General features: G+C 60.2%; 18 protein-coding genes. 16 read left to right on the plus strand and 2 right to left on the minus strand.

Translation table 11 applies throughout. The features are described from left to right. Window positions 1-157: 157 nt before the first annotated feature. The 12 genes from Q7W83_RS03135 (at window position 158) to Q7W83_RS03190 (ending at window position 11,483) form a co-directional block, all read left to right on the plus strand. A complete protein-coding gene (locus Q7W83_RS03135) occupies window positions 158-1,309 on the plus strand; it encodes a DUF2515 family protein (RefSeq protein WP_473655655.1) in 1,152 nt (383 codons plus the stop codon). Further along, window positions 1,306-1,989, plus strand: a complete 684-nt coding sequence (locus Q7W83_RS03140) for a hypothetical protein (protein ID WP_473655656.1) — start codon at window positions 1,306-1,308, stop codon at window positions 1,987-1,989. The genes Q7W83_RS03135 and Q7W83_RS03140 overlap by 4 nt, the downstream gene beginning before the upstream one ends. Before the next feature lie 136 nt (window positions 1,990-2,125). After that, window positions 2,126-2,803, plus strand: coding sequence for a hypothetical protein (locus Q7W83_RS03145; protein ID WP_412071779.1), 678 nt, complete (start codon window positions 2,126-2,128; stop codon window positions 2,801-2,803). A 15-nt stretch (window positions 2,804-2,818) separates the two neighbouring features. Next, the gene (locus Q7W83_RS03150) at window positions 2,819-3,325 is read left to right on the plus strand and encodes an Hcp family type VI secretion system effector (RefSeq protein ID WP_150639614.1); all 507 of its coding nucleotides are present in this window, start codon (window positions 2,819-2,821) and stop codon (window positions 3,323-3,325) included. Continuing rightward, window positions 3,322-3,798, plus strand: coding sequence for a hypothetical protein (locus tag Q7W83_RS03155; protein ID WP_150639613.1), 477 nt, complete (start codon window positions 3,322-3,324; stop codon window positions 3,796-3,798). The genes Q7W83_RS03150 and Q7W83_RS03155 overlap by 4 nt, the downstream gene beginning before the upstream one ends. 151 nt (window positions 3,799-3,949) lie before the next feature. Beyond that, a complete protein-coding gene (locus Q7W83_RS03160; RefSeq protein WP_150634524.1) occupies window positions 3,950-5,017 on the plus strand; it encodes a DUF2333 family protein in 1,068 nt (355 codons plus the stop codon). Window positions 5,018-5,020: 3 nt separating this feature from the next. Next, window positions 5,021-5,578, plus strand: coding sequence for an NUDIX hydrolase (locus Q7W83_RS03165; RefSeq protein WP_150634525.1), 558 nt, complete (start codon window positions 5,021-5,023; stop codon window positions 5,576-5,578). 154 nt (window positions 5,579-5,732) lie between these two features. Continuing rightward, complete coding sequence (locus tag Q7W83_RS03170) at window positions 5,733-6,128, plus strand: translation initiation factor Sui1 (RefSeq protein WP_473655657.1); 396 nt, start codon at window positions 5,733-5,735, stop codon at window positions 6,126-6,128. 218 nt (window positions 6,129-6,346) lie between these two features. Further along, window positions 6,347-8,260, plus strand: coding sequence for an arginine decarboxylase (speA, locus tag Q7W83_RS03175; RefSeq protein ID WP_473655658.1), 1,914 nt, complete (start codon window positions 6,347-6,349; stop codon window positions 8,258-8,260). A gap of 233 nt (window positions 8,261-8,493) precedes the next feature. Next, window positions 8,494-9,810 carry a contractile injection system protein, VgrG/Pvc8 family gene (locus Q7W83_RS03180; RefSeq protein ID WP_150639612.1) on the plus strand — a complete coding sequence of 439 codons (1,317 nt, stop codon included), beginning with the start codon at window positions 8,494-8,496 and terminating at the stop codon, window positions 9,808-9,810. After that, window positions 9,807-10,589: a DUF4123 domain-containing protein gene (locus Q7W83_RS03185; protein ID WP_150654565.1), complete on the plus strand. Its 783-nt coding sequence runs from the start codon at window positions 9,807-9,809 to the stop codon at window positions 10,587-10,589. Before Q7W83_RS03180 ends, Q7W83_RS03185 begins: the two co-directional genes overlap by 4 nt. Window positions 10,590-10,607: 18 nt before the next feature. Continuing rightward, window positions 10,608-11,483, plus strand: a complete 876-nt coding sequence (locus tag Q7W83_RS03190) for an alpha/beta hydrolase (RefSeq protein ID WP_150634528.1) — start codon at window positions 10,608-10,610, stop codon at window positions 11,481-11,483. Here Q7W83_RS03190 and Q7W83_RS03195 read toward each other — a convergent pair. Both Q7W83_RS03195 and Q7W83_RS03200 read right to left on the minus strand, forming a co-directional pair. After that, on the minus strand, window positions 11,477-12,826 hold the full coding sequence (locus tag Q7W83_RS03195; protein ID WP_150639610.1) for an MATE family efflux transporter: 1,350 nt from the start codon (window positions 12,824-12,826) through the stop codon (window positions 11,477-11,479). The two genes, Q7W83_RS03190 and Q7W83_RS03195, sit on opposite strands and share 7 nt — an antisense overlap. Before the next feature lie 202 nt (window positions 12,827-13,028). Continuing rightward, a complete protein-coding gene (locus Q7W83_RS03200) occupies window positions 13,029-13,322 on the minus strand; it encodes a hypothetical protein (RefSeq protein ID WP_150634530.1) in 294 nt (97 codons plus the stop codon). A gap of 144 nt (window positions 13,323-13,466) precedes the next feature. Here Q7W83_RS03200 and Q7W83_RS03205 point away from each other — a divergent pair, with 144 nt between their 5' ends. The 4 genes from Q7W83_RS03205 to Q7W83_RS03220 are packed head-to-tail and all read left to right on the plus strand — an operon-like array spanning window position 13,467 to window position 15,754. Further along, complete coding sequence (locus tag Q7W83_RS03205) at window positions 13,467-13,772, plus strand: MazG-like family protein (protein ID WP_150639609.1); 306 nt, start codon at window positions 13,467-13,469, stop codon at window positions 13,770-13,772. Continuing rightward, on the plus strand, window positions 13,769-14,518 hold the full coding sequence (locus Q7W83_RS03210) for a methyltransferase domain-containing protein (RefSeq protein ID WP_150639608.1): 750 nt from the start codon (window positions 13,769-13,771) through the stop codon (window positions 14,516-14,518). Before Q7W83_RS03205 ends, Q7W83_RS03210 begins: the two co-directional genes overlap by 4 nt. A 12-nt stretch (window positions 14,519-14,530) precedes the next feature. Then, window positions 14,531-15,142: a DUF4136 domain-containing protein gene (locus Q7W83_RS03215; RefSeq protein WP_150639607.1), complete on the plus strand. Its 612-nt coding sequence runs from the start codon at window positions 14,531-14,533 to the stop codon at window positions 15,140-15,142. Window positions 15,143-15,196: 54 nt separating this feature from the next. Then, window positions 15,197-15,754, plus strand: a complete 558-nt coding sequence (locus tag Q7W83_RS03220) for a DUF4136 domain-containing protein (RefSeq protein WP_150639606.1) — start codon at window positions 15,197-15,199, stop codon at window positions 15,752-15,754. The last annotated feature ends 108 nt before the right edge of the window (window positions 15,755-15,862 follow it).

Below are 15,862 nucleotides of genomic sequence, written 5' to 3' on the forward strand. Positions count from 1 at the left end.
TGGGTGTCTCAGGGCAATTTTTTTGTTTTTGTGCGAAGCGTCCGTCAGCTCCGCGAGTGTTATTTGTCGGGGGATTCTGGTTTTTAGCGTGCTGGATTCGAGCCGGTTTTTTGGCTGGTAGGGTGTCAGGGAAACCCTTAGATGCCAGCCGCGAATCATGACCCAGTGTTTCAAAGACCACCCCAGCGATCAGCAGCGCCTCAACCACAACAGCACCCCCGTGGCTGAATGTGAATGCAGAGAGGAGCTGCTTTACGGCACCAAGACGCTCATTACCGAAGTGCCAATCCTTACGTGCGCCTGCCTATGGCGACACTACCAGCGCGAGGCGGAAGAGATTGTTGCACCCGGTGGTGTACTGATTGCCGACCCGGTAGAGCGCAACCGCGTGATCAACGCTGCCTACGCTCGCCTGTGGCTGCACGATTCAAGGTTTCAGTGGGCCGGGCTGGCGGCCTTCGCCTCCAAGCAGGTCGGATGCGGGTTGCTGCATGCGGCGGACAGTATTGAACATATTCGAGATGAATATGAGTCGCGACAGCGTGTGCGCGATAGCCGCCGCGAGTTCGGGCTGTTGACGCCAGACAAGATGTCCGAGCAGGCGGATGAGCTGCGTGAATATAAAGAAGCGGATGCACGTAATCCGGTGCCCTCTGTGGATTTTCGTGCAACGGGGGACGACTTGTCGTTGGTGCAACAGCAGTTCCGGCATGTGCACGACATGATGGCACTGGGGAATACCACGCTGTTTCTGGATGTTTTTCCGTTGCATGAGTTTTATGCGAAGCGCGGGTTCAGAGAGTTGAAAAAGTGTCTGGAAGCCCGGGCGGGAATATTTGGGCATCCGAAGTTTCCGGTGATGTGGCCGGCGGGGAAGGAGAAGCTGGAATTCGGGCTGGATTACCCCGAGATTTTGCTGGGTTTTGAGGCGATAGAGGACGGAGATATTGCCGGGAGCGTTGAGCATCTAGCTTGGCATGAGCAACAGAATATTCTCCAGCCAACTATTTACAAGGATCGGCAGTTGGTCAGCTTACTGCGTGCCAACCACGCATCCTATGTCACGGGGTTTCCTTCAGGCGCTGCCAAAGCGATTGAGTTGACCCTTACCAGCCAATGCGAGCGCGTCGAGGATGAGCGCACCATTGGTTTCAGCAATAACCCGCTGGCGGACTTGTCGGATATCCAGCAGCGAATGCCTTTCGTACTTCGCGCTGCAGCACGCTTTGATCAGATGCTTAACGACACGAACCGAAGTGTGCTTGAGCAGTCGATCATCGAGATTGCGTCTGGGCAGGTAATCCCATGAGTCTGCGGCCAGGTATCGACCGCTGGCGGCTTGGGGCGGGTTTGCTGTTTCTGGCTGTTCTGCTATGGATGGCTACAAATCAGTTAGTTGAGTCTCTATCGCAAGAGCCGGTCATCGCATTGGAAATGGGCGGTACCTACGAAACCTTACGCAAACATTCTTCAGTTCCCTTCAGCCCTATGGTCCCCGGGCACGTCTGGATGGGCCTTCCCAAGACGGATGCGCGTCTTCGATTAATCGATCCGCAGTACGAATTCCTCACACCGAGAGCGCGCTTTTTCACTGTTGTATTTGACGACAATATCGTTAGCAGCATCCGCATGTCTCCGCAGATAGAGCCACTACTAATCGATGATGCCCTCAAGGTAGTTCTCGACCTGCAAGACCAATGGCGTGAAAAAGGCTGGGTGGCAAAGGGGCTACGAAACAATCCCACGATCGCCGATACCCCTGAATGGCGTGAATGGCTTCGCAAAGGAATTCTTGCCGGACGGTCCTATTGGCTGGCGGGGGATAAGTACCAGGCCATGCTGATATTGGGACGTTTCGAGGATTATCGAAACCCCACCGAGGAGCGCTACCTCATCACCCTTGCACTCGCCAAGCCCTGGACGCCCTTCGACGAAATCGAAGACATGTACGACGAGCCCAGTCACTTCCCCGCCCCACAACCCAAATAAAAAGGAGCGCTTTTATGCAAGTTGCTTCCGGGGTTCGGGCAGCGGCACGCTGTAATCAGATGCTTAACGACACGAGCCGAAGTGTGCTTGAACAGTCGATCAACGAAATCGCATCGACTGGTAGCAGGTATTGAGTATGCGACCACATTTGTTCGGCTGGCGCTGCGGCGCCTATCTTCTTGTCCTGGCTGGCCTGACGTGGGTCGTCATACACCGCCTGACGCAACCTCTCTGGGATGAACCCGAAATCGTCGTGGAAATGGGGGGGACGTATGAAAACCTGCGCAGAAACTCTTCAGCTCCCTTTAGTCCGGAGATCCGTGACCGCATCTGGTTCGGCATTCCCATGACCGACGCACGATTGCGATTTGTTGATCCACAGTTCGGGTTCACCACGCCGGCGGCGCGCTTCTTCACTGTCAATTTTGACGACTATGTCATTTCCGGTATCCGCATGTCCCCGCAGGTCGAACCGCTGCTAATCGATGATGCCCTCAAGGTAGTTCTCGATCTGCAAGACCAATGGCGTGAAAAAGGTTGGGTGGCAAAGGGGCTACGAAACAACCCCACGATCGCCGATACCCCTGAGTGGCGGGCCTACTTGAGTAAAGGAATTCTCTCTGGGCGATCCTATTGGCAGGCGGGCGACAAGTATCAGGCCATGCTGATATTGGGACGTTTCGAGGATTATCGAAACCCCACCGAGGAGCGCTACCTCATCACCCTTGCACTCGCCAAACCCTGGACGCCCTTCGACGAAATCGAAGACATGCGCGTCGAGCCCAGTCACTTCCCCGCCCCGCAACCCAAATAAAAAAGGAGCCCCACCATGCCAACCCCCGCCTTCATGACCCTTCGTGGCGAGCGACAAGGCCTGATCAGCGCTGGTGCTTTTACCGAGGCTTCAGTCGGCAACGTTTACCAGGTGGGCCGTGAAGACCGGATCATGATTCAAGCCCTGAGCCATGGCATTTTCGTGCCGAATGGGTCGGGGAGCGGGCGTCGGATGCACAAGCCCTTGATCATCACCAAGACCATCGACAAAGCGACACCGCTGATCAACAACGCTTTATGTTCGGGAGAGTTGCTCAAAGAGTGCCGCGTCGAGTGGTATCGCACCTCGGCTCAGGGCTCCCAAGAGCATTTCTACACAATGGAGCTGGAAGACGCGCTGATCATCGGCGCTGAAGTGCTGATGCCCCATTGCCAGGATCCCGGCACCGCGCACCTGACTCAACTGGAGAAAGTCCACTTCAGTTACCGGCGAATTAATTGGCGGCATGAAGTCAGCCGCACCATGGGTTCTGATGAGTGGAAAACCGAGGAGCAGGGATGAGGCTGGTCAACGAGTTCGATCTGTCCGAACGGGAGCGCCAACATGCCTGGCCCCGTGAGCAAGCGCTGGAGCTTGTGCGCCAGGCGCTGCTGGATCGGCAGCCCATCGATGGCATGAACGAGTTGCGTCGGGGGCTGCTGATCGATATCGACAGCGAGGTGCTTGACCTGATCGAGCGGGGAGAATGGCGATTGGTCAGGCCTGAAGCCGACTACGCTGACTGGAAAATGCCCAATCGGGCCTTTGATCCAAGGGTGATGGAGCTGATGCAAAACCCGCCCGTCCAGCCTTCGAGGTCACCAAAAATCTTTCTCCTCGTAGACAGCGTAACCGGTGAGCCGCTGCCGCAGCGTCACTACATCGCGAGGGTGGATGGAGGCACGGCGCCGCGCAGAACCGACGGCGCGGGCATCGCTCATTTGTTTGTATCGCCCGGGGTGCAGCAGATATCGATGGCGATCATCGGCGTTTAACCCGGGCGGCGCTTGAGTTCAGGGGCGCACGGTTGTCACAGCTACCGACGCAAATTTATCCGGATAACCCGACGACGGGTGCCGGGCAAAGGCACGTTGTTGTATGGTTGTGGTCGAACCGATGAACTCAAGTGATTGAAAGGATATCGCCATGCTGGACTGGAAGAACCGCGCGGGCAGCGCGCCTGAACGTGCCGCCGAACCGAAATCGGCCACCCGCAGTTACCTCGGCGGCCTCTTGTTCAGCCGGGCGCTGGCCACACTGATTGGTCTTTATCTGCTGGTCGCGATTGCGCTGGGTTGGTATTGGAGCCAGGAACCGGCGCTGTTCCCGGTCCAACAGAACGCCCAACTGGCGGCTGAAAAAGAAGGCAAGCAGATGGTCATCGGCTACACCACGGTCGAAACCCTCAAGACCGTTGCCGATACCTTGCTGACCAAACCGGGCGGCTACATCTCCAACGACCGTTTCCCGCCGGGTCTGTGGATGGACAACACGCCGAGCTGGGAATACGGGGTGCTGGTCCAGGTCCGCGACTTGACGCGGGCGTTGCGTAAAGACTTCGCCCGCTCGCAATCGCAATCGGCCGAAGACTCCGATCTGGCCAAGGCCGAGCCGCGTTTCAACTTCGACAATAAAAGCTGGGTGCTGCCCTCCAGCGAGTCCGAGTATCAGGAAGGCATCAGTTCCCTGAGCCGCTATCAGGCGCGCCTGTCCGATCCTTCGCAGAAAAACGCGCTGTTCTACGCTCGCGCCGACAACCTGAACAACTGGCTGGGCGATGTCGGCACCCGTTTGGGTTCGCTGTCGCAACGCCTGTCGGCCAGCGTTGGTCGGGTCAAGCTCAACACCGCGCTGAAGACTGAAGTGGTGGCGCCGGGTCAGGTGCCACAGGTTGACGAGGAGATCGTCGAAACCCCGTGGATGCAGATCGACAACGTGTTCTATGAAGCTCGCGGTCAGGCCTGGGCCTTGTCCCACTTGCTGCGCGCCATCGAAGTCGACTTCGCCGATGTGCTGGCGAAGAAGAACGCGACCGTCAGCGTGCGCCAGATCATTCGTGAACTGGAAGCGTCGCAGGAGCCGGTCTGGAGCCCGATGATTCTCAACGGTAGCGGCTTCGGCGTACTGGCCAACCACTCGCTGGTCATGGCCAATTACATTTCCCGGGCCAACGCTGCAGTGATCGATTTGCGTCAACTGCTCAATCAGGGTTGAGTCATGGTCGATAACGCCAAAGAGGCCGCCCACCGTGCGGCCTCGGATGCCGAACAGATCGCCTGGGTCGACGAGCGGGACAACCTGCTCGGCGCACTGGTTCGCTCGGACCTGCGCGAGCGCGGGCTGATCGGGCGCGGCACCTACATCATGCTGTTCAATTCGGCTGGTGAACTCTGCGTTCACCGGCGCACCCTGAGCAAAGCGATTTATCCCGGTTATTGGGACGTGGCAGCGGGGGGCATGGTGCTCGCCAGCGAAACCTACGCCGAGTCGGCCGCCCGCGAGCTCGAAGAAGAGCTGGGCGTGGGCGGGGTGGAACTCACGGCCCATGATCACTTTTTCTTCGAAGACACCGGCAATCGTTTGTGGTGTTCGGCATTTTCGGCGGTGTGGGACGGGCCGTTGATCCTGCAACCGGAAGAGGTGCTCGAGGCGCGCTTTTTGCCAATCGATCAAGTGCTTCGGGAAATCGACGAAAAGCCTTACTGCCCGGACTCTCTGGCCGCGTTGAAGCGCTATCTCCGGGCTCGTGGCGACGACGTCGCAAAAGAGGCATAAATTGGCGCCGATTGGCTCTTAGCAAGTCGGCTTTTTGCCGTTACACTGCGCGACCTTTTCAAGCTGAACCGGCAATTCCTGGTTCAGTAGCGCTGCCCCTGCCTGAGTGGGGCTTCGCGGTCGATGGCACTTGCCCAAGTGCCGCGACCAGTCTTTGTCCTCCCAAGAGGATTGCCGGTGGCCCAAAAAAGCCGCATCCTTCGCCGCCCTTGGTGGCCTGGTATTTTCCACCGACGCAGGTCGTCATTGCCCGGATTGCAGTAAACCGGTGGACGCCTGTATCTGCAAACAGACCGTTATCCCGGCCGGCGACGGCATCGCTCGCGTGCGTCGCGAAAGCAAGGGCCGTGGCGGCAAGACGGTGACCACCATCACCGGCGTGCCGTTGGCAGAAGACGCGCTCAAGGACCTGGCCACCACGTTGAAGAAACGCTGTGGTACCGGTGGGGCGTTGAAAGACGGAATCATTGAGATCCAGGGCGATCATGTTGAGCTGCTGTTGGGCGAGCTGATCAAACTCGGTTTCAAGGCAAAGAAGTCCGGCGGCTAGCAGCCTCTGTGAAAACCACCCTCGGCTTGACCTGGTCCTGATTTGCTTGTGGTCCGGTGTCGCCTACATGGTTTTCACAGAGCCTGTTCTGACCGGTTTCTAAACTCACTGCGGTCAGCGAGGTCTATCCCCTCGTTGACGAACCGTCATTTTCATCCTTTAGACTGCGCCGGCCTGAACCCAGGCGACGCTCTATGACTTCTTTATAGGGGACTTCAATGTCCGTACGACGCACACGCAAAGACGATGGCAGCCAATGGACAGTTGCGGACAGCCGCAGTGTTTACGGGATTCGCCATTGGGGGGCCGGGTATTTCGCGATCAATGACGCCGGTCGCGTCGAAGTTCGTCCGAACGGTCCGACCAGTTCGCCTATCGACCTCTTCGAGCAAGTCGACCAGCTGCGCCAGAGCGGCCTGTCCTTGCCATTGCTGGTCCGTTTCCCGGACATCCTGCAAGACCGCGTGCGTCAGCTGACCGGCGCCTTCGATTCGAATATCGAGCGTCTGGAGTACCAGAGCAAGTACACCGCGCTGTACCCGATCAAGGTGAACCAGCAAGAAGCGGTGATCGAAAACATCATCGCCACGCAGGATGTTTCCATCGGTCTGGAAGCCGGCTCCAAGCCGGAGCTGCTGGCCGTGCTGGCACTGGCGCCGAAGGGCGGCACCATCGTCTGCAACGGTTACAAGGACCGCGAGTTCATCCGTCTGGCGCTGATGGGCCAGAAGCTCGGTCACAACGTGTTCATCGTGATCGAGAAAGAGTCCGAAGTCGGCCTCGTGATCGAAGAAGCCGCCTCGCTGAAGGTCAAGCCGCAGGTCGGTCTGCGCGTGCGTCTGTCGTCGCTGGCATCGTCCAAATGGGCGGACACCGGCGGTGAAAAATCCAAATTCGGTCTGTCGGCGGCGCAACTGCTGTCGGTGGTCGAGCGTTTCCGCGCGGCAGGTCTGGACCAGGGCATTCGCCTGCTGCACTTCCACATGGGTTCGCAGATCGCCAACCTGGCGGACTACCAGCACGGCTTCAAGGAAGCGATCCGCTACTACGGCGAGTTGCGCAACCTTGGCCTGCCGGTTGACCACATCGACGTCGGTGGCGGTCTGGGCGTCGACTACGACGGCACGCATTCGCGCAACGCCAGCTCGATCAACTACGACATGGACGATTACGCCGGTGTCGTGGTCGGGATGCTCAAGGAATTCTGCGACGCGCAGAGCCTGCCGCACCCGAACATCTTCTCCGAAAGCGGCCGTTCCCTGACCGCGCACCACGCCATGCTGGTGGTGCACGTCACCGACGTCGAGAAACACAACGACGACGTGCCGCAGATCGAAAACAAGGAAGCGCTGCCGGAAACCGTGCAGTGGCTGGTTGACCTGCTCGGCCCGACCGACATCGAAATGGTCACCGAAACCTACTGGCGCGCCACCCACTACATGAGCGACGTGGCGACCCAGTATGCCGACGGCAAGCTGACCCTGGCTGAAAAAGCCCTGGCCGAGCAATGCTACTTCGCCGTGTGCCGTCGCCTGCACAACTCGTTGAAGGCGCGTCAGCGTTCCCACCGTCAGGTGCTCGACGAACTCAACGACAAGCTGGCCGACAAGTACATCTGCAACTTCTCGGTGTTCCAGAGCCTGCCGGACACCTGGGCCATCGGCCAGGTCCTGCCGATCCTGCCGCTGCACCGTCTCGACGAAGAGCCGCTGCGCCGCGCGGTGCTGCAAGACCTGACCTGCGACTCCGACGGCAAGATCAAGCAATACGTCGACGAGCAGAGCATCGAGACCAGCCTGCCAGTGCACGCACTGAACGAGGGCGAAGACTACCTGCTGGGGATCTTCCTGGTCGGCGCCTATCAGGAAATTCTGGGCGACATGCACAACCTGTTCGGTGACACCGACTCGGTGAACATCTACCAGAATGCCGACGGCAGCGTGTACCACGCGGGTATCGAAACCCACGACACCATCGAAGACATGCTGCGTTACGTGCATTTGTCGCCGGAAGAGCTGATGACCCACTACCGCGACAAGTGTGCCAGTGCGCGCATCACCGCCGCCGAACGCACGCAGTTCCTCGACGCCTTGCGCCTGGGCCTGACCCGTTCGTCTTACCTGTCTTCTTGAGGTAAGGAACCATTCTCGCCGGGTTGTCTGAAAATGTTCCGCAAGCTGCGGAAATTTCAGATGACCTGGTGCGGCGGTTCTCTATTTTCCAGCGAAACGTCCCACACTCCCGGCTATCAAAGCCATTTGGTCTTCTTTTCGCGTAGGCCATTTCCTAAGTTGTACTTCGGCACTCTACTCGGCCATGTCTCTCGGCGAGAATCCCCGACCGCCCCTCCTGTAGAGAATCGCCGATGTTCGATCCAGTCAACGAGCCTTCATTTCGTCTGGACGTAGCCGGTCTGCCCGACCCTTTCGAAGTCCTGGCCTTTACCGGTAGAGAAGCGATCAGCGAGCCCTTTGTGTTCGATGTGGATCTGCTGATCGATGACCCGACGCTCGACCTTGCCAGCTTGCTGTACCGTCCGGCCGTTTTGCATTTCGGGCCAGAGGGCAGCGCTTTCCACGGCCAACTGCATGAACTGGTCCAGCGTGACCATGGTCCGAGCGTCAGGCTTTGCCACGTGCGACTGGGGCCGAAGCTGGCGTGCCTGTCCCAGCGTTTCAGCCAGCGAATTTTCAGCGCGCTGTCGGTGCCCGAGATCCTCAGCCAGGTGCTTAAGGAGCACGGCATTGCCGGCAAGGACCGACGCTTCGAATTGCTTGGCGATTACCCGCCCCGTGATTTCTGCACGCAATATCGGGAATCGGATCTGCAGTTTCTCCAGCGCCTGTGCGCCGAGGAACGCCTTCACTACCATTTCGAGCATCAGCCCGATGGGCACTGTGTGGTTTTTTGCGACGGTCACGGGCATTTTCGCCTCGGCGAAAACGTGGTGTTCGCGGTCGATCAAGTCGCCCCTGCGGTGCGTCAGTTTCAGCGTGAGGCCGGTCAACGCACGGTGCACAGCGCCGAAGGTTGCACCGACCTGCCGACGCTGCGCAGCGGTCAGTTGATGCCGTTGTCTGGCCATCCGGTCGGCGAGTGGAATCAGCTGTGGTTGCTGACCCATGTCGAACATCAGGGTAGCCAGGATCAAGTGGCTCCCTACAGCAATCAGATTCGTGCGATTCATGCCGAGGCCTCCTTCGTCCCGGCCCCTTGCGCGGTGAAACCGCAGATGCACAGCCTGCAGCGAGCCTGGGTGGTCGATGTCGATGAACCTCGGCCCGATCCCTCCCGACCGGTGGCCGTGCAGTTCGACTGGCTCTATCAGGGCGAAGGTGCGACGCCCAGTCATTGCTGGCTGCCGGTGGCGGCTGAACTGGCAGGGCCGACCGCCTCGCCGCTGAGCGAAGGGACCGAGGTGGTGGTGACCTTCATCGAGGGCGATCCGGATCAGCCGCTGATTTGCGGGTTTCTTCACACGCCGTTGGCAGTCGAAGCGGTCGAGGAGCCCAGCCCGCCTGGGGCCGGCTCAACCCATGAAGGTTTGCTGGAACTCCTGCGCTCGGGCGAGCCCTTGGTGCTGTTGTGTCTTTTGCCCGGCGGCGGCAGCTTCAGTCACTGCTCGCAGGCGCATTGCACCTGTCGGGCGGCGACGCTGTTCGGCCAGAGTGGTGCTGCATGATTGGCGCAACCCCGCAATGGCTGTTGCTGGACGTCCCGAGTGCACCTCAAGCGAGCGCAACACTGCGACAGGCGTTCTCGCAGGCTCAGTGGTTCTGGTTGTTCGAGGGCACCGAACTGCAGGCGTTGCGCGAAGACGGCCCGGCACTGGTCGACCTTCGAACGTGCCCGGCGCTGGCCGAGTTGTGCTACAGCAATACGCAGGCCTGGCGTGGATTGCTGATCGTCAGCGAGGTGCCGTCATCGCAATTGCTGGCGCATTTACGCCGCATGCTTACCGTGACTTGCGGGCTGCATCATCGGGCCTTGTTGAATTATTACAACCCGAACACGGCCAGTTACTTTTTCGACGCCTGCGACGCCCGGGAATTGAGTCGCTGGCTGGGTCCGATCAGCCAGTTGCACTGGTTCGGCGGAACTTGGGCCGATCGCGCGATCGGCAGTCAGGGCTGGCAGCAGTTGCTCAACCCGGGGCTCGCCGTCAGCCAGTTGGCGGTCGAAGAATGCCTCAGCCCCCGTCAGCGCGAAACCCTGCAAACCTGCCTGCTGGAACAGCATGCCTGGCACTGGAGCCAATCCACCGGGACCGATTACAGCCGCCTGTGGTTCCATGTGCAGGAAGGGCTGGCGCTGGGTTTCAGCGAACGGCCGGTCCTCGATGGCTGGTTATGGCTACGCTTGCAGTACCCCCGCGCATCGCTGGTGCCGCCGTTGTCGGGGCTGACCCAGCAGGAGCGCCTCGATAGCCTGCGCAATCGGTGGCAGAACGATCAACCCTGAACACGAGGTTGTGCATTGATGGCGAGCACTTTGCGGCGACTGTTCAACCTGGCAATCGGCGGGTGTCTGTTGTTCGCGATGACGGCGTGCTCGCCACTGAAATTGCTCAATGCCCTGACCCCCGACGGGAGTTTCGACAAGACCGAGGGCATCGCCTACGGTGCTGATCCACGGCAAAAACTCGATGTGTATGTGCCGCGTCATCTAATGGCAAACGCCCCAGTGGTGGTGTTTTTCTATGGCGGCAGCTGGAACAGCGGGTCCCGCAGCGATTACGGGTTTGTCGGCGAGGCTTTGGCGTCCAGGGGGATTATTGCGGTGCTGGCGGATTATCGGTTGTATCCGCAGGTGCGTTATCCGCTGTTCCTGGAGGATGGCGCACACGCGGTTGCCTGGACGCACGAACACATTCGGCAGTTTTCCGGGAATCCGCAGCGGTTGTACCTGATGGGCCACAGTTCCGGGGCGTACAACGCGGCGATGTTGGCGCTGGACCCCGGTCTGCTCGGGGCGGTGGGCTTGTCGCCGCACAACCTCAGCGGCTGGATCGGTCTGGCGGGACCGTATGATTTTTTGCCGATCAAGAATCCGGACGTACGACCGGTGTTTTTCTGGCCGGATTCACCGCCGCAGTCGCAACCGATCAATCACGTCAGTCGTGGCGCGCCGCCGGCTTTGTTGATGGCCGCGACAGACGATGATCTGGTCAACCCGACGCGCAACACCGGCGGGCTGGCACGCAAGCTGCGCGAGGCGGGCGTGCCGGTGCAGGATCTGTACTTTTCGCGTCCCGGCCACGCCACGCTGGTCGCGACGCTGTCACGACCGATGCGCGGTCTGGCGCCGGTGCTGGAGCAGATCGCCGCGTTCGTGAAGGCGACGCCGGGTCAGTGAGCCCGACCGCTGAACCAGCCGTCGTTGTTGTGCAGAAACCAGGCAATTACACCAAGGGTCAGGCTGCGTAGCACCATGAACAACAGGAAAGTTATCCACAGTCCGTGGTTGCCCAAACCTTGCAATGCCCAGCCAAATGGCAGCAGCAGAATCACGGTCAACAGCATGCCGTTGCGCATTTCACGGGCGCGGGTTGCGCCGATGAATAGCCCGTCGAGCAAGTAGCTCCAGACCGCGATCAAGGGCAGGGCGGCGAGGTAGGGCAGATAGATGAATGCCGTGTCGCGCACGCTCTGAATGTCGGTCTGCATCTCGATGAACAGGTGCCCGGCGAACAGAAACAGCACGGCAAACCCCAGGCTCGCCAACAGCGACCAGCCACAGGCAACGACCAGTGAGCGGCGCAGGGCATCACGGTCGCGAGCACCAATCGCATGCCCGCACAACGCTTCCACCGCGTGGGCCAGACCATCGAGCGCATGGGCGGTCAGCAGCAGCCCGTTGAGCAACAAGGCGTTGGCCGCGACGGTGGCGTCACCCAGGCGTGCGCCCTGTACGGTGATCAGGAAAAACACCGATTGCAGCAACAGGCTGCGGATGAAGATGTCGCGGTTGACCGCCAACAACGGCCGCCAACTCTGCCACAGCGCCAGCGCGGCCCAGGCGATGTGGCCGGGGTAGGCGCGCAGGGCCTTGCGGGTCATCAGCAGGCCGATCAGCGCGCCGGTCCATTCGGCGATCACTGAGGCCCGGGCCGCACCGACTACGCCCCATTCCAGGCCAAGGACAAACCACAGGTTCAGCGCAATGTTGACCAGGTTGGTGCTGAGCAAAATCGCCAGCGGCGCCCGGGCGTTTTGCGTGCCGAGGAACCAGCCGACCAGTGCATAACTGGCCAGCGCCGCGGGCAGACCGAACAATCGCGTGTGGAAGAATTCGCGGGTCAACTGATCCAGTTCTGGCGAAGGTTGCATGAAGTGCAACGCGACACCGCTCAACGGAACGCCCAGCGCACCCAAGGCAATGGCCAGCCCCATGGCCAGCAACAGACCCTGCAACAGAATCTGCCGCAACGCCGCGCCATCCCCGCGTCCGGCGGCCTGGGCGGCAAACCCGGTGGAGCCCATGCGCAGAAAGCCCATGGCCCAGGCGAGAAAGGTATACAGGCTGGCCCCGACCGCGACGGCGCCCAGTTGATGGGCGTGAGGCAAGTGGCCGATGACCGTGCTGTCGACCAGCGCCACCAGCGGCACGGAAATGTTCGAGAGGATCATGGGCGCAGCGAGCGCCCAGACCCGGCGATGGGTCGGGCGGTCACGCCAGTCGGCAATCAGGTTGGACATGCAGGCTCCTTGGAGAGCCGGCATTGTAGCGGTAGATTCCGAATCAGCTCAGTGAACACAATCTATAAAACGTCACACGTCCAATGTGAGAGCGGCGGTGCGACGATTCGACTTGCCCGAGATGAGGCCGGTAAATCCACCACCTATGTTGACTGTCAGGCCGCTATCGCGGGCAAGCCCGCTCCCACAGGGATTGCTGGTGTCAGTGGATTATCCAGCTCAACAACCACAACCCCAGCAGCAACCAGATGATCCCCATGATGATCGACGCATTCATGAATGCCCGGATCGCTGACCACAGCAGCATCAGCCCCAGGATCAACGCGATGATGTTGATGATCGACGTATCCATGCCCAGCGCGCGGGACAATCCTTCGACGAAGTTGCCGCCGGCGTTGCTCAACAGATTGAACAGGCCACTGAGGGCGTCAATGATAAAGCGGATGACCGAACCGAGCGCCTGGCCGAGCCATTCGAAAAAACTTTCTACCTGCATGTCGTTAACGTCCTGATGTAAGTGGTTGAGCCTTGGGCCATTGATCGCGCTGGCGAGTTCCCTGCAAGCATAGTGGTTTTGCGGCGTGTGCCGCTTGCCTTAACGTTGCATCCCCCCGAAGCTATACGCCTTCAGGAGAGCCCGATGAACCTTGTTGAACTGACCGAACGCCTGCACGCCATCCGTGACCGCAATGACTGGCGGCAATTTCACAGCCCGAAAAACCTGGCCATGGCCGCGAGCGTGGAAATGGCCGAGCTGGTGGAGATCTTCCAGTGGCTGAGTGAAGACCAGTCGCGCCAGTTGCCGGCGGACAAACTGGCCCATGCCGGGCAGGAGGTCGGTGACATCGTGCTCTATCTACTGCTGCTGTGCGGCGAGTTGGGGCTGGACATGAATGAAGTGGTGCGCAGCAAGCTCGCGGACAGTGAACGGAGGTTCAGCCGATGAGCGACCGTCATTTCGATCAGCTGGCAACCCGTTTCGCCGAAAAGATCTACGGCGGCGCCAAGGGCGCGATCCGCCTGGCGGTGCTTCAGGCCGACCTGGCCGAAACCCTGCCTGACCGTCCGCTGCGTGTGCTCGACATCGGCGCCGGCCTTGGCCATATGTCGTTGTGGCTGGCCCAGCGCGGGCATGACGTGACACTGGCCGAGCCCGCCGAGCCGATGCTGGAAGGCGCCCGCCAGCGTTTTGCCGACGCCGGCCAGACGGCTACTTTCATTCAGGCGCCGTGGCAGGATTTGCTCGGCCAACTCACCGAGCCCTACGATCTGGTCCTGTGCCACGCGGTGCTGGAATGGCTGGCCGAACCCCATGCGATCCTGCCGGTATTGCATCAATTGACCCAGCAGGATGGCTGGTTGTCCCTGGCCTTCTACAACCGCGATGCGCTGATCTACCGCAACCTGCTCAAGGGCCACTTCCGCAAAATGCGCAAGAACGACATGGCCGGTGAAAAGCAAAGCCTGACGCCGCAACAGCCCCTCGATCCACGAGAATTGGCGGCGCAACTTGAAGGCCTGTGGCAGGTCGAAACCCAGAGCGGGGTGCGGGTTTTTCACGATTACATGCCGGTGGAATTCCAGGCTCGCGCCGAATTGGTGGATTTACTCGAAATGGAGCTGGCCCACCGGCGTCACCCAAGTTTTGCCGGGCTTGGGCGCTACTTGCACTGGATCTGTCGACCGGCCTGATCGGAGCGCGAAATGAAAACTCGTTCAGGGTTGCTGGTGATTTGTCTGGGGTTGGCTGCCTGCCAGGGCACCAATCCCTATGTGGCAAGTTCCAAACCGTTGCCGCCGGCGCCACCCGAGGCGGCCAACACCTTCGATCGCAGCGCCTACCCGGCTGCGCCGCGTGACTACGGCCGCTACCGCAGTTGGGCCTGGCTCAATGGGCAACTGCCGCCGGGCTCGGCGTGGGCGGACTCGGCGCAAGTCGCCGAAGCCGTGAGCAATGCCCTCGATCAACGCGGCTTGCGCCCGCTGCACGACAATCGTCCGGCAGACCTGTTCGTCAGCGCCAATCTGCATCTGGAAACCCGCTTGCGGCAGGTTCAGGACGACTATGGTTATTACGGCGGCTATGGCGGGTACAACCGTTACGGCAGTGGTTATGGCATGTACAACACGGTGCCGATCGTTCGCACGTATTCGGAACAGGTCGTGGTGGTGAGGGTGGACCTGTTCGATGCGCAAAGCGGTCAACCGGTTTGGAGCGCGAGCGCCGAAACCGCCAACAAGGGTAGCCAGAGCGCACGCGCCGATGCCATACGGGAGGCTGTGGAAAAGGCCATGTCGGCGTATCCTCCCAGTTAGCTTCTGCAATCAAGAAGCGTTCCGCAGGTTCATGTCTTCAACCGGAGAATCATCATGTTCCGCCGTCTCGCTTTACTGGCCATCGCCGCGCTCCTCAGTGCCTGCGCCGGCAACCAGGTCAATCATGACTTCGACGCCAGCCGCGACTTCGCCGCCTATCGCAGCTGGAGCTGGAAAGACCCCGCCCTGCAATATCGCCCCGATGACCCACGGATCAAAAGCGACCTGACCGAACAGCGCATCCGCCAATCGGTGGCCGATCAGCTCGATCAGCGTGGCCTGCGCCCGGCCGCTTCGGGCAAAAAAGGTGATGTGAGCGTGCAAACCTACCTGATCGTCGAAGACCGTCAGCAACAAGTGACGACCAACTACGGCGGCGGGTGGGGCGGCCCATGGAATGGCTACTGGGGCGGGCCGATGTACAACGAAACCCGCAACATCAGCTACAAGGTGGCGATCATCCAGATTGACCTGCTCGACGGCAAGGACGGCAAACTGGTGTGGCGCGGCAGTGACGAACAAATCCTCAGCCGCTCACCGAACCCGTCGGACCGCAGTACGGCGATACGCGAAACGGTCGGCCGGATACTTGCCAACTACCCACCCAGGTAAACCGGCATCCCGCCCCCACAAGTTTTTTTGGGCGGGGATGGCGGGTTGCCAGCAGGCTCTCCCAGCCTTGTCTACACTGCTTTTCACCAATGGAGGTTGCGCCCGGCA

It is taken from the genome of Pseudomonas sp. 300 (genome assembly GCF_055803035.1).

Bases quoted from the DNA above. Each gene is read 5' to 3' on its own strand.
- Q7W83_RS03180 (WP_150639612.1), top strand. From the start codon at position 8,494: ATGTTCGATCCAGTCAACGAGCCTTCATTTCGTCTGGACGTAGCCGGT.
- Q7W83_RS03185 (WP_150654565.1), top strand. From the start codon at position 9,807: ATGATTGGCGCAACCCCGCAATGGCTGTTGCTGGACGTCCCGAGTGCA.
- Q7W83_RS03150 (WP_150639614.1), top strand. From the start codon at position 2,819: ATGCCAACCCCCGCCTTCATGACCCTTCGTGGCGAGCGACAAGGCCTG.
- Q7W83_RS03140 (WP_473655656.1), top strand. From the start codon at position 1,306: ATGAGTCTGCGGCCAGGTATCGACCGCTGGCGGCTTGGGGCGGGTTTG.
- Q7W83_RS03165 (WP_150634525.1), top strand. From the start codon at position 5,021: ATGGTCGATAACGCCAAAGAGGCCGCCCACCGTGCGGCCTCGGATGCC.
- Q7W83_RS03220 (WP_150639606.1), top strand. From the start codon at position 15,197: ATGTTCCGCCGTCTCGCTTTACTGGCCATCGCCGCGCTCCTCAGTGCC.
- Q7W83_RS03210 (WP_150639608.1), top strand. From the start codon at position 13,769: ATGAGCGACCGTCATTTCGATCAGCTGGCAACCCGTTTCGCCGAAAAG.
- speA (WP_473655658.1), top strand. From the start codon at position 6,347: ATGTCCGTACGACGCACACGCAAAGACGATGGCAGCCAATGGACAGTT.
- Q7W83_RS03160 (WP_150634524.1), top strand. From the start codon at position 3,950: ATGCTGGACTGGAAGAACCGCGCGGGCAGCGCGCCTGAACGTGCCGCC.
- Q7W83_RS03190 (WP_150634528.1), top strand. From the start codon at position 10,608: ATGGCGAGCACTTTGCGGCGACTGTTCAACCTGGCAATCGGCGGGTGT.
- Q7W83_RS03200 (WP_150634530.1), bottom strand. From the start codon at position 13,322: ATGCAGGTAGAAAGTTTTTTCGAATGGCTCGGCCAGGCGCTCGGTTCG.
- Q7W83_RS03135 (WP_473655655.1), top strand. From the start codon at position 158: ATGACCCAGTGTTTCAAAGACCACCCCAGCGATCAGCAGCGCCTCAAC.
- Q7W83_RS03215 (WP_150639607.1), top strand. From the start codon at position 14,531: ATGAAAACTCGTTCAGGGTTGCTGGTGATTTGTCTGGGGTTGGCTGCC.
- Q7W83_RS03145 (WP_412071779.1), top strand. From the start codon at position 2,126: ATGCGACCACATTTGTTCGGCTGGCGCTGCGGCGCCTATCTTCTTGTC.
- Q7W83_RS03205 (WP_150639609.1), top strand. From the start codon at position 13,467: ATGAACCTTGTTGAACTGACCGAACGCCTGCACGCCATCCGTGACCGC.
- Q7W83_RS03195 (WP_150639610.1), bottom strand. From the start codon at position 12,826: ATGTCCAACCTGATTGCCGACTGGCGTGACCGCCCGACCCATCGCCGG.
- Q7W83_RS03155 (WP_150639613.1), top strand. From the start codon at position 3,322: ATGAGGCTGGTCAACGAGTTCGATCTGTCCGAACGGGAGCGCCAACAT.